Annotated in this window: 10 protein-coding genes; 8 read left to right on the top strand and 2 right to left on the bottom strand. The window is 56.4% G+C overall.

Features of this window, described 5'->3' with window-relative positions; genetic code table 11:
* The first annotated feature begins 111 nt into the window (after window positions 1-111).
* The 8 genes from HW561_RS18270 (at window position 112) to HW561_RS18235 (ending at window position 11,207) form a co-directional block, all read left to right on the top strand.
* On the top strand, window positions 112-1,347 hold the full coding sequence (locus HW561_RS18270; protein ID WP_176866813.1) for a lytic murein transglycosylase: 1,236 nt from the start codon (window positions 112-114) through the stop codon (window positions 1,345-1,347).
* A gap of 468 nt (window positions 1,348-1,815) precedes the next feature.
* Window positions 1,816-3,444 carry a peptide ABC transporter substrate-binding protein gene (locus HW561_RS18265; RefSeq protein WP_176866812.1) on the top strand — a complete coding sequence of 543 codons (1,629 nt, stop codon included), beginning with the start codon at window positions 1,816-1,818 and terminating at the stop codon, window positions 3,442-3,444.
* Between the two features lie 66 nt (window positions 3,445-3,510).
* Complete coding sequence (gene oppB / locus HW561_RS18260; RefSeq protein ID WP_176866811.1) at window positions 3,511-4,434, top strand: oligopeptide ABC transporter permease OppB; 924 nt, start codon at window positions 3,511-3,513, stop codon at window positions 4,432-4,434.
* 10 nt (window positions 4,435-4,444) lie between these two features.
* The gene (locus HW561_RS18255) at window positions 4,445-5,374 is read left to right on the top strand and encodes an ABC transporter permease subunit (protein WP_176866810.1); all 930 of its coding nucleotides are present in this window, start codon (window positions 4,445-4,447) and stop codon (window positions 5,372-5,374) included.
* A 1-nt stretch (window position 5,375) separates the two neighbouring features.
* Window positions 5,376-7,181: an ABC transporter ATP-binding protein gene (locus HW561_RS18250; protein ID WP_176866809.1), complete on the top strand. Its 1,806-nt coding sequence runs from the start codon at window positions 5,376-5,378 to the stop codon at window positions 7,179-7,181.
* Between the two features lie 299 nt (window positions 7,182-7,480).
* Window positions 7,481-8,374: a UTP--glucose-1-phosphate uridylyltransferase GalU gene (gene galU / locus HW561_RS18245; protein ID WP_176866808.1), complete on the top strand. Its 894-nt coding sequence runs from the start codon at window positions 7,481-7,483 to the stop codon at window positions 8,372-8,374.
* A 72-nt stretch (window positions 8,375-8,446) separates the two neighbouring features.
* Entirely contained in the window at window positions 8,447-9,883 is a 1,437-nt protein-coding gene (locus tag HW561_RS18240; protein WP_176866867.1) for a mannose-1-phosphate guanylyltransferase/mannose-6-phosphate isomerase, read from the top strand.
* A 253-nt stretch (window positions 9,884-10,136) separates the two neighbouring features.
* A complete protein-coding gene (locus HW561_RS18235; RefSeq protein ID WP_176866807.1) occupies window positions 10,137-11,207 on the top strand; it encodes a DUF2793 domain-containing protein in 1,071 nt (356 codons plus the stop codon).
* 33 nt (window positions 11,208-11,240) lie between these two features.
* Here HW561_RS18235 and fcl read toward each other — a convergent pair whose 3' ends face one another.
* Together fcl and gmd are read right to left on the bottom strand one after the other, a co-directional pair.
* Window positions 11,241-12,218 carry a GDP-L-fucose synthase gene (fcl, locus tag HW561_RS18230; RefSeq protein WP_176866806.1) on the bottom strand — a complete coding sequence of 326 codons (978 nt, stop codon included), beginning with the start codon at window positions 12,216-12,218 and terminating at the stop codon, window positions 11,241-11,243.
* 12 nt (window positions 12,219-12,230) lie between these two features.
* The gene (gene gmd, locus HW561_RS18225) at window positions 12,231-13,355 is read right to left on the bottom strand and encodes a GDP-mannose 4,6-dehydratase (RefSeq protein WP_176866805.1); all 1,125 of its coding nucleotides are present in this window, start codon (window positions 13,353-13,355) and stop codon (window positions 12,231-12,233) included.
* Window positions 13,356-13,378 lie beyond the last annotated feature (23 nt).

The raw sequence follows: 13,378 nt of genomic DNA, 5'->3' as shown, positions 1-13,378 counted from the left end.
TTGCATGATCCAACGGCGGATCAACCGAGGATTTCCAATTTCACATCCTGACACGGAGCTAAACAGTCTTTCAGTTGACTTAAAGCACTGGTCGCGACACACATTTCGATCATGCGCATGCTTTCATTGATCCTCAGCCTGACATTGCTGACAAACGGTGCCTTCGCACAAGATCGAGCGGCGATTGAGCGACAATTTCAGTCCTGGCTGCAAGAAACAGTCTGGCCGCAAGCTCAGGCCAAGGGTGTCTCACGCCGCACGATGAAGCAGGCGCTTTCGGGCGTGACGCTAAACTGGAAATTGCCCGATCTGGTTCCCCCCGGCAGTTCGGCGAAAACGCCCAAGACACAAAAACAAGCGGAATTTGGTTCACCTGGCCGCTATTTCAACACCGGTTCCGTTCAGGGCGCTACATCGGTGGGTCGCAAAATGGCCAAACGCCACGCCGCCACATTAGCTCGGGTCGAAGCGGAAACAGGTGTCCCGGCCCGCATCATTCTGGCGATCTGGGGCCGCGAAAGCGGATACGGACAAGTGCCTATCCGCCACAATGCCTTTCAGGTTCTGGCGACCAAAGGATTCATGAGCACACGGGACGAGTATTTTACCGAAGAGCTTGTGGCCGCCCTTCAGATTGCCGATGCAGGCCACCTGCGAGGCAGCGCAATGAAAAGTAGTTGGGCAGGCGCTTTGGGACAGCCGCAATTCATGCCAACCAGCTTTTTGACATATGCCACCGACGGAAACGGCGACGGACGTGCCGATATTTGGGGCTCACCAGATGACACAATTGCATCAATCGCAAATTACTTGGCACGGCATAGCTGGATCGCCGGGCGTGATTGGGGCTTTGAAGTGACCGTACCTGACGCAGTATCATGCGCATGGGAGGGGCCCGATCAGGGACGGCCTATCCGCGATTGGGCGGCGATGGGTATCCGTCGGGTATCGGGCAAACCCTTCCCTGCGCACGAGATGGCTGGAGAGGGCTTTTTGATGATGCCCGCTGGAAGAAATGGTCCGGCGTTTCTGGTTACGCCCAATTTCTACGTGCTTAAGGAATACAACAAGAGCGACTTATACGCCTTGTTCGTCGGCCATGTGGGAGATCGCATTCAATTCGGTGTCGGTAATTTCAGCGGGCGCTGGGGAAAGGTTGGCGGGCTCTACCGGTCCGACATCGCTGCGATGCAACGCGCGCTGGAACAGCAAGGCCACGACGTTGGAGGAGCCGATGGTCTGCCCGGCTTCAAGACTCGTAGGTCGATTGGGCGCTGGCAAGAGGCAACCGGACAAAGCCCGACTTGCTTTCCGGAAAAACGAATGAAAGGCGCCTTGGCTCCTTAACCTTGTCCGGAATGCCCCAAGCAAAGTTCTTGGCCACCTCAAGGTTGAATTTCGACCGATGATTCGCACCTTCACCGGTGTATTTTGCCAGCTAAAGCCTCAAAATCTCTGTTGCCCAGTCGGACGTTATAACGCTCTCTTCACATATATATTACAACAAACCCCTGATCGGTCACAAAGTTTCAGCGAGCCCCTTTGGTTTTGTTCTTTTCCTCCTTTGGTTGAACGCACCCACAACCAAACCTTTATCCACTGTCCAAAAAATGCCACCTTTCACCGCAGTGAAAGGCAACTTTTGCACATTCGTTCCCGACAGGAAATTGGAAGGCTGCGACGCAGTGTTCATTGCACTTGGCAAAACCCAAATCAATCAACGCAGTGTTTCGGTCCATGTCGGACAAAAGCGGTTTCCGGGCGTCACCCACAGGGATGGCGTGTGCCCGGATTCAATAAGTGGGAGACAAAAACATGAACAAACACATCCGAACTTCAATCGCGGGGCTGCTGACCTCGACCATCATCACTGGTGCCGCGTTCGCCGCTGGCACGCATCCTGAAACCGGCGAAGCGCTGGCAGATGATCAGACGTTTATCTATCGCCTTGGGGACGAACACACCTCGGTCGACCCACAGGTTGTCGAGGACACCTATGGCGCCGAAATCGTGCGTGACCTGTTCGAAGGTCTGATGAATCAGGACGAGGACGGTAATCTGGTTCCGGGTGTTGCCACTGGCTTTACCGCCAACGACACCAAGGACGTCTATACCTTTACCTTGCGCGACAATGCGAAGTGGTCGAATGGCGACCCTGTGACTGCGAGCGATTTCGTCTACGCGTGGAGACGTGCTGTCGATCCCGCGCTGTCCTCGCCCTATGCATGGTTCATGGAACTGATGTCGATCGAGAATGCCGCCGAGATCATTGCGGGCAACGCGCCGATCGACGATCTGGGCGTCAAGGCCATTGATGACAAGACGCTTGAGGTTCGCCTGAGCGCGCCGCTGCCGTATTTCCCGCAGATGACAACACATTCGACCACCTTCCCTGCACCACAGAAAGTCATTGAGGAATTCGGGGATGCCTGGACCAAACCGGAAAACATTGTATCGAATGGCGCCTATATCTGGACCGAGCATCTACCACAGGAACGTTCCGTGCGTGAGCGTAACGAAATGTACTGGGACAATGACAATACTATCCTCGACAAGGTCGTGACGCTGGTCATCAATGACGAAAACGTGGCCTTGACCCGCTATCTGGCAGGCGAACTGGACCGCACCGAGATCCCCGCCGGCCAATTCCCCCGGCTAAGCCAGGAACACCCCGAAGAAGCCATCAGCTTCCCGCGCTTGTGCAACTATTACTACACCTTCAACGTGTCGGACACCGGCCCTGAGGCCTTCAAGGACCCGAACATCCGCCAAGCCCTGTCGCTGGCAGTAGATCGCGACATCATAGCGGAAAAAGTGATGGCCGGTGGTCAACCTCCTGCCTACACTTTTGCACCCGAGGCAACAGCCGGCTTCACCGTACCAGAAGTCGAAATGGCGTCCATGAACCAGGCAGAGCGCGATGAGCTGGCCAAGGAACTGTTGGCCGCAGCCGGGTATGGCCCGGACAACCCGCTGAGCTTTGACATGGTCTACAACACAAACGAAGACCACAAAAAAGTCGCCGTTGCCCTGAGCCAGATGTGGAAACAGAAGTTGGGCGTTCAGGTTGAGCTGGCCAATATGGAGTGGAAGGTCTTCCTGGAAGAGCGCGGCAACCAGAACTTCGATCTAGCACGTGGCGCATGGTGTGGCGACTACAACGAGGCATCCACATTCCTCGACCTGCTGCAGTCCCAGTCCGGCTATAACGACGGCAAATATGCCAATGCCCGTGTTGACGAATTGCTGGCTGAAGCCAAGACATCCGATGATCCGGCACCACTGTACACCGAGGTCGAGCGGATCATCGCGCAGGAAACCCCCGTTATCCCGATCTATCACTATGCGGGTGTCTACATGATGGACAGCGACGTGGGGAACTGGCCAGTCGATAACGTCGAGCAGAACTGGTATTCGAAGAACCTCTACAAGCTCGCCGAATAATTGTCCTTGAACCGCGCCCTGCCCCGGAGCTGTCCGGGGCAGGGCCAATAAATACGGGGGCATGAAATGCTTGCCTACAGTTTGCGGCGATTGCTGATCGCCATTCCGACGATTCTGTTGCTGATCGTCGCTTGTTTCTTTCTGATGCACTTTGCGCCCGGTGGGCCATTCACCTCGGAGCGGCCTTTGCCGCCGCAGGTTCTGGCCAATATCGAGGCGCGGTACGGGCTGGACCAACCGCTGTGGAAGCAGCTTTGGGACTACCTGTACAATATCGTCGTGCATTTTGATTTTGGCCCGTCCTTCAAGTTCAAGGACCGGGACGTCAATGACATCATCGCGCAAGGGTTCCCGATCTCGCTGACCTATGGCTCGCTGTCGTTTCTGGTTGCGACCGCTGTGGGTGTCAGCCTCGGGATTGCAGCCGCGATCAAACACAACAGCTGGATCGACTATTTCGCCGTAGGTCTGGGGATCGCGGCGCAAGCTCTGCCGAACTTCATCATGGGCCCAATCCTGATCCTGACCTTCACCCTGTGGCTGGGATGGCTGCCGGGTGGTGGCTGGCATGGGGGCCAGTGGCAGTATCTGGTCATGCCGGTGATCGCACTCGCGACATCCTATATGGGGTCAATCGCGCGGATCACCCGGTCATCGATGCTGGAGGTTCTGAATTCGAACTTCATCCGGACCGCGCGAGCCAAGGGTTTGCCCACAAGAACCGTGATCTGGCGCCATGCGTTGAAGCCTACCTTGTTGCCGGTTGTGTCCTATCTGGGACCGGTCTTTGTATACGTACTGACCGGTTCGGTCTTTGTAGACATCTACTTTTCAACTGGCGGTTTGGGGCAAGCCTACGTCGGCTCCGCCCTATCGCGGGACTATGCCGTGCTACTGGGAGTAACGATCCTGTACGGGGCCCTGACCGTTGTCGTGAACCTGCTGACCGACCTGGCTTATGCCTGGTTCGATCCGAAAATCCGTTACTGAGGGGCAGGCAATGCTTGGAAAATCACAAAAAGCCGCCCACCTGGCCGAAGAAATCACCGATTACACGGTCATTCAGGGGCGATCACTCTGGCAGGACGCACGCATGCGGTTTGTCCGCAACAAAGCCGCTATGGCGAGTATCTTTATTCTGGCCATGATCGTGTTGTTCACGATTATCGGTCCTTACTTTGCTGTCTGGAGCAACGAGGAAATCGACTGGAACGTCATGGGCGATGTGCGCGGCATGGGCATGCCGTCAATCGAGACGGGGCACTATTTCGGCGTCGATGACCTGGGCCGTGATCTGTACAGCCGGGTCATTCAGGCGACCACCACGTCACTTCTGGTTGGTCTTATCGGAGCCGCGACAGCCTTGATCGTGGGCACGTGTTACGGCATCGCCGCCGGGTATATCGGCGGGCGCACCGATGGCGTCATGATGCGCTTTGTCGACATCCTTTTGGCGATCCCGGCAACGCTGATCATCATTCTACTACTTGTCGTGGCAGGACGGTCCTTCTTCATGCTGTTCATCGCCCTTGGCGCGGTTGGGTGGCTGACCATGGCGCGGATCGTGCGAGGGCAGACCCTGACCCTGAAGAACCGCGAGTTCATCGAAGCCGCCCGCGCCGCCGGCGTAAGTGAGTTCACCATCATGTATCGCCACATCCTGCCGAACCTGCTGGGCGTGGTGATCGTATATGCCTCGCTGCTGGTGCCCGAGATGATCTTGACCGAGAGCTTCATCTCGTTCCTTGGTCTTGGGATTTCGGAACCTTACACCTCACTGGGTCGTCTGATCGCCGAAGGGGCCGGGACAATGGGCTACGGCACACTTTGGCAACTGATGTACCCGCTAACCTTCTATGTCGCCATCATCATCACGATGTTCTTCATCGGCGATGGACTACGTGACGCTCTGGACCCGAAGGATCGCTGATATGAGCCTGTTTTCCGTAAAAGACCTGAGCGTCCAATTCGACACTCCTGATGGTGTAGTCGAGGCCGTCAAAGGCATCAGTTTCGACATCAATCCCGGCGAGTGTCTGGGCATCGTGGGCGAAAGCGGCTCGGGCAAAAGCCAGACCTTCATGGCTGCGATGGGCTTGCTGCCCCGTGCCGGGCGTGCATCCGGATCAGCCCTGCTGAATGGCAAGGAAATCTTGAATCTGCCCGTAGGCAAGCTGAACCAGATACGCGGTTCCGACGTGGGCATGATCTTTCAGGACCCTCTGACAGCTCTGACCCCGCATTTGCGGGTCGGCCAGCAAATGCGGGAAGTGTTGCAGGTGCACGAAGGGCTGCAAGGCTCAGTTGCACGTGCGCGCTGCCTGGAGTGGTTGGAACGTGTGCGTATCCCCGAGGCCAAGCGTCGGCTGGACCAGTATCCGCACGAATTGTCCGGCGGCATGCGCCAGCGGGTGATGATCGCGATGTCGATGCTGTGCAATCCCAAACTACTGATTGCGGACGAGCCCACGACCGCACTGGATGTGACCGTTCAGGCTGACATTCTGGACCTGATGGTCCGGTTGCAAAAAGACGAGGGTACAGCGATTGCGCTGATCACCCATGACATGGGTGTCGTTGCACGGATGTGTGACCGTATTCAAGTCATGCGCATGGGCGAATTCGTCGAGGCCGGAGACACGCGCGAAATTTTCCACGCGCCACAGCACGAATACACGCGCACCCTGTTGGATGCGATGCCTCGGATCGATGCTGGTGATGCGCCCAAGGCGTTAGAGCAAGTGGACGAACCGCTGCTTAAAGTTGATGACGTCAAAGTTCACTTCCCAATTCACGTCTCAGGCGGTTTGTTCGGACGCAAAGTTCCACTGAAGGCCGTCGATGGCGTCAGCTTTGACATTCGCAAAGGTGAGACATTGGGCGTCGTTGGCGAATCCGGCTGCGGCAAGTCCACGCTGGCCCGCGCTGTTTTGCAACTGATCGAGCCCAGCGGCGGCAATGTCAGCTGGCTGGGCCATCCTATCGTCGGGCTGAAGCGGGCAGAACTAAATAAGTACCGCAAAGATCTGCAGATCGTGTTTCAGGACCCGCTGGCCAGCCTCGATCCGCGCATGACGATCTCAGCCTCAATTGCCGAGCCGCTGAAGACCTATCGCCCTGATCTGACCGAACGGGAACGCAAGGAAATGGTCGCCGCGATGATGGAGCGTGTGGGCTTGAACGCCAACATGATCAATCGCTATCCGCATGAGCTGTCCGGCGGGCAAAACCAGCGTGTCGGCATTGCTCGCGCGATGATCAACAAACCCAAGCTGATCATCTGTGACGAGGCGGTCTCGGCACTGGACGTATCCATTCAGGCACAGATCGTTGAATTGCTGCGCGAACTGCAGCAGGAATTCGGCCTGTCGATGATCTTCATCAGCCATGATCTGTCAGTGGTGCGTGCGATATCCAACCGCATCATGGTCCTGTATTTGGGCCGGATCGTCGAATTGGGCGACGGGGAAGTGATCTGTTCCGAACCAATCCATCCCTACACCAAATCACTGATCTCGGCTGTGCCTATTCCAGACCCGGATGTAGAACGCAGCCGCCAGCGGTTAAAGCTGCCGGGTGAGTTACCTTCGCCCATGGATCCAAAGGCTGCGCTGCGGTTTCTGCCCAGCCGGCTGTCGGTTGGTGAAACAGACTACGTACCAAAGCTGAGCGAAGTTGCGCCAGATCACTTCGTGGCCGAGCATGATCCGCTTGAAAAGATCATGGCAAACGCCTGATCCAGTGCCCCACGGCCGAAGACGCGGCTTTGGGGCATTTTTGGCCCATATTCAAACGCCTCGGGTCCGCAACCGAGTGACTGAAAGCCGCTTGTAGACACCATAAACAAACCGAGAAAGCAAAACCCGCATTTCGGACGCAGAGACAGTTGCTTTGACTCTATCCCTCCGAGGTGGCACGATTTGACCGATTAACGCTCGGATCTCCGGGGTTTATTGATTGATCTGGCTTCGCAGCCTATGAGGAAATTCCGGAAGCCCACTGATCTTCCGGCTGAATTTTGAATTTGAGAGGCATCATGACACGCAAGGTCACCAAAGCGATTTTCCCCGTAGCGGGGATGGGCACACGGTTTCTGCCGGCCACAAAGTCGGTCCCGAAAGAGATCATGACTCTGGTTGACCGCCCTCTGGTCCAGTACGCCATTGACGAGGCGCGCGCAGCAGGGATTAAAGAATTTATCTTTGTCACGTCGCGTGGAAAATCCGCGCTTGAGGATTATTTCGACCACAATCTGATACTGGAGCAAGAGCTGAAGGCCAAAGGCAAGGACGCGCTGCTTGAGACCCTGAACGCGACCAATATGGAAAGTGGCGCGATTGCCTACATCCGCCAGCACAAAGCGCTGGGGTTGGGGCACGCTGTCTGGTGCGCCCGCCGACTGATCGGGGACGAACCTTTTGCTGTTATGCTGCCGGATGATGTCATTGCGGCAGACAAACCCTGCCTGCAACAAATGGTCGAAGCATACGAAGAAACCGGCGGCAACATGGTTGCGACAATGGAAGTATCGCCGGAAAAAACCAGCTCCTACGGGGTTCTGGATGTTGGTAAAAACGTCGGTACCGTGGTGCGCGCCCGAGGTATGATCGAAAAACCCAAACCTGAAGAGGCGCCGTCAAATCTGGCCGTGATTGGGCGCTATGTCCTTGGCCCTTCGGTTCTGTATAACCTGAATCAAATGAAGGCCGGCAGCGGCGGCGAGATTCAGCTGACGGATGCGATTGCGGAAGACATCGGAAACGGCGTGCCGGTCTTTGGATACAAATTCGACGGTCAGCGGTTCGATTGCGGTTCGAAGGCAGGCTTCCTGCAGGCCACTGTAGCCTTTGCATTGGCCCGCAGCGATCTGCGTGATGACCTGAGCCAATATCTGCATGACATCGTTGCAACGGGGAAAGCGGCGCAGTAATCATATGCCCTTTCCCTCGACTGTGATTAAAGCGATACCATCTGCCAATAGCAGTTCGAAGGCACATGCATGATGAATACCGTCTATCCCGTCATTCTTTGCGGTGGGTCGGGGACCCGTTTGTGGCCCCTGTCCCGCAAAAGCTATCCCAAACAATTTGTGCCGCTGATTGGTGAGACGAGTCTGCTACAGGATTGCGCAGAACGAATGCGTGGCCCGTCGGATAACCCCTATGCCAAGCCATTAATTCTAACCAACGAAGCCTTCCGCTTTGTAGTTCCGGAACAATTGACAGCTATCGACGTCGATCCCGGCCCGATCCTTATCGAACCTGAGGGGCGCAATACCGCCCCCGCCGTTCTGGCGGCTGCATTGTATCTGGCCGCCGGCGATCCGGAAGCTGTGATGCTGGTTGCCCCGTCCGACCATGTGATTCCGGACAATTCGGCGTTTCATCAGGCCGTTTCCGAAGGGCTACAGGCCATTGGCGCGCGCGGCGATCTCGTGACATTTGGCATCAGCCCGGATCGACCGGAAACAGGATACGGCTATCTAAAACTCAATCACGCACCGGACGGATCCAGTGCCGCAGTCCCTCTGGATCGGTTCGTTGAGAAGCCCGATCTGGAAAGCGCCAAATCAATGCTGGCAGATGGCAGCTATCTTTGGAATTCGGGCATCTTTCTGTTTGCCGCACGTGACATAATCGCCGCCTTCGAACAATACTCCCCTGCCCTGATTGAACCCGTGAAACAGGCCGTGAGCGGTGCAAAGACCGATCTGGGTTTCCTACGCCTTGATGCCGAAGCATGGGCAACCGTCGAAGATATCTCGATCGACTATGCAGTGATGGAAAAGGCCACGAACCTGAGTGTCGTGCCATATTCAGCTGGCTGGTCGGATGTGGGCAGCTGGTCGGCCGTACAAGAGCTGACCAATCCCGACGCCAACGGTGTCGCCACCACCGGAGAGGTCACTGCCATCGACTGCCGCAACGTGTTGGTGCGTTCCGAGTCGTCTTCACAGCAAGTGGTCGCCATGGGGCTTGAGAACGTAATCGCGGTTGCCATGCCCGATGCGGTTCTGGTGGCCAGCATGGACAAGGCGCAGGATGTCAAACAAGCCGTAGCCGCTCTGAAGGCCAAAGGTGCGAAACAGGCGGAATCACTGCCGGTCGATCATCGCCCGTGGGGTTGGTTCGAAAGTCTGGTGATCGGGGACCGGTTTCAGGTCAAACGTATCCACGTTCACCCCGGCGCATCGCTGAGTCTGCAATCTCACCATCATCGGTCCGAGCATTGGATTGTTGTCGAAGGCACGGCAAAAGTCACAATCGACGATGATGTCCGGCTCATATCCGAGAACCAGTCGGTCTACATCCCGCTGGGTGCCGTCCATCGGATGGAGAACCCGGGCAAGGTGCCCATGGTGCTGATCGAAGTGCAAACCGGCAGCTATCTGGGTGAGGATGACATCATCCGGTACGAGGACATCTACGCGCGCAACTAAGTTCTGCGGCAGATTGTTTGGTGGTCGCCGGGCCGCCCTTGGGATTTTGGATCGTAGCAGAATCACCTAAGTGGATCAGTTATCTGCGCTACGGAGACAGAGTGCCATACTTCGCGCGACTGTCTCCATATCGGAAACCTGAAGTTAACAGAAAATTCTCCGGGCGTTCGGCTTGGTCAGACAGGATTCAGACGCATCACGGCAGGGTGGCGCGCAACCTAAATGTCGGACCGACAGCCACAGGAGGACGCCCGTGTCTCAGACTTCACCCCGATTGAACTTGCCTTTCTTACAACCATCTCAGGCGCAGAAGCACGTCACCCATAACGAAGCTTTGCGCCAACTGGATCTGGTGGTTCAGCTGAGCGTGGCGACGATGGGTGCGTCAACTCCCCCGCCTGTGCCAGATCAGGGCGAAATCCATGCCTTGGGAACAGCCCCATCCGGGGATTGGAATGGTCACGCGGGCGAGTTGGCCGCATGGCTGGACAATGCTTGGCACTTCGTGACGCCCGACGCCGGTTGGCGCGCCTGGGATCAATCAACCGGTCAACTTAAGATCTGGGATAGTTCTGCATGGATTGATCCGCCAGTGGCGACTCAGAATCTGGACGGCGTTGGCATCGCGACGGGCTATGACAGCATAAACCGGTTGGCCGTACGCAGCCCGGCAACGCTGCTCAGTCACGAGGGCGGTGGGCATCAGCTGAAGATCAATAAGGCCAGCGCGAGCGACACAGCATCCTTGCTGTTTCAGTCCAACTGGTCGGGACACGCAGAAATGGGCCTGTCCGGCAGCACTAGCTTTGCCATTAAGGTATCGCCTGACGGTGGCAGTTGGACCGAAGCACTTGCATTTGACCCCGCGACCGGAACTGCCAGCGGTGCAGCAGTGCAGACCAGTGCAGACGACATCACAGCAGGGCGCCTGATGCGTGCGGATTTCGGATACGGGCCGGGCAATCTGTTGGGCTCAGTGTCCGAGACTTCAGGCACCCCAACAGGTGCCGTCATCGAACGTGGAAGCAATTCGAATGGTGACTACGTCCGGTTTGCGGATGGCACTCAAATCTGCACTGTGACGCTGGGTGCAGTCACTTGCACCGTCAGTGAAGGCGCTCTTTTCGCAAGTTCTTCAATGACTTGGGACTTTCCATTGACCTTTGCGTCGCCTCCCTCAATCAGTGGCAGCGGAGGGGCAATTGAGCGGTTCACGGGATTTGATTCACCTACGGTCTCGCAGGTAGCTTACAAGGTTCTATCGTCAGTTTCAGACACGGCGTCCCTGTCCCCAACCGCCACCGCAATTGGCCGTTGGTTTTGATCTGACCAACCGCCCGGGCCAAAATCTGGGCGGTTACTTGGCGCGTAGATCCGTTCCTGCCTGATCCAGGAACCACGCATAGGTCTCGCGAATACCGTCCTCGAGTCCGACGCTTGCGCGCCAACCCATATCTGCCAACCGCGACACATCCATAAGCTTGCGCATCGTACCATCAGGTTTGCTGGTATCCTGCGTAATGCGCCCGGAAAACCCGGTGACCTTAGCAACCAAAGTTGCCAGTTCCGCGATCGAGATATCTGTCCCACAACCAACATTGATATGGCTCAGCATCGGTTGAGTATTCGCATCGTAGACATCACGCGAAAGATCGAGCACGAACAGAGACGCTTGGGCCATGTCATCCACATGCAGAAACTCGCGCCGAGGTTTCCCTGTACCCCAGATCACGACCTCGTCCAGCCCATCGCGTTGCGCTTCGTGAAAGCGACGGATTAAGGCGGGCAGCACATGGCTGTTCTCGGGATGAAAATTGTCGCCCGGACCATAGAGGTTCGTCGGCATGACAGAGCGATAGTCGACCCCGTGCTGCCGATTATAGCTTTCGCACAGCTTGATCCCTGTGATCTTGGCCACTGCGTAAGGTTCGTTGGTAGGCTCCAAGACACCGGTCAACAGAGCATCTTCGCGCATCGGCTGCGACGCCTCGCGAGGGTAGATACACGAACTGCCCAATTGCAGCAGATGTTTGACCCCAGTTGCAAAAGCCTGATGGATCACATTGCACTCGATCATCAGGTTTTCATAAATGAAATCAGCTGGGTATGTGTTATTTGCATGGATGCCACCAACTTTGGCGGCAGCCAGAATGACAACATCCGGCTTTTCTGCCTGCATGAAGTCTCGCACGGCGGCCTGATCCGTCAGGTTCAATTCTGCATGCGTTCGCGTGACCAACTCAAGCGCTTCGCCTGCGGCCCGTCGGTCACGCAACCGGCGCAGAATTGCACCACCGACCATGCCCCGATGACCTGCCACATAGACCTTGCGCATAACGCCCACCCCTCAACCGTTTTCCAAGCTGACCGGCACGTCCATCCCATGCTCTTTCAAAAGCGCATGGCGTTTGGCTGTTTTTAAATCTTCCGTGACCATCTCGGCGCACATCTCCTGCACCGTCAGCTCAGGCACCCAGCCCAGCTTGGTCTTGGCATTTGTCGGATCACCCAAAAGAGTCTCCACCTCTGCCGGTCGGAAATACTGCGGGTCGATCCGCATGATGACATCACCTTGCTTCAGCGCGGGTGCATTGTCGCCCTGAACAGCTGTCACAGTTGCAACCTCGTCCACACCTGTGCCGGAGAACTCGAGTGAGACACCAAGCTCGGCTGCCGACCATTCGATGAATTGACGAACCGAATACTGCTTGCCCGTCGCAATCACAAAGTCTTCGGGTGCGTTCTGTTGCAACATCAGCCACTGCATCCGTACATAGTCCTTGGCATGGCCCCAATCGCGCAGGCTGTCGATATTGCCCATATATAGGCAATCCTCCAACCCTTGCGCGATATTGGCCAGACCGCGCGTAATCTTGCGGGTCACAAAGGTCTCACCCCGGCGCGGGCTCTCGTGGTTGAACAGAATGCCGTTGCAGGCATACATTCCATACGCCTCGCGGTAGTTCACCGTGATCCAGTAGGAATACAGCTTGGCCACGGCATAGGGCGAGCGCGGGTAAAACGGCGTTGTTTCACGCTGCGGGGTTTCCTGCACCAGCCCATACAGTTCAGACGTCGAGGCCTGATAGAACCGAGTTTTCTCCTCAAGCCCCAGAAACCGGATTGCTTCAAGCAGACGCAGAGTGCCGAGTGCGTCCACATCAGCAGTATATTCAGGGGATTCAAAACTGACTGCCACATGGGACTGTGCACCGAGGTTGTAAACCTCGTCCGGCTGAACCTGCTGAATGATTCGCGTCAGGTTCGAAGTATCGCTCAGATCACCGTAATGCAGGTGAAGCTTGGGGTTAGGTTCGTGCGGATCCTGATAGATGTGATCGATCCGCTGCGTGTTGAAAGACGATGCCCGCCGTTTGATGCCGTGTACTTCGTAACCCATTTCAAGCAGAAACTCGGCCAGATAGGATCCGTCCTGGCCTGTGATGCCCGTTATCAATGCCGTTTTGGTCATAACTGTGCCTCGCAAAATCCAAT

It is taken from the genome of Ruegeria haliotis, from assembly GCF_013377785.1.
Taxonomy (GTDB): domain Bacteria; phylum Pseudomonadota; class Alphaproteobacteria; order Rhodobacterales; family Rhodobacteraceae; genus Ruegeria; species Ruegeria haliotis.
Note: the sequence above shows the minus strand (reverse complement) of the source record. Positions and strands in the feature narration are given on the sequence as shown.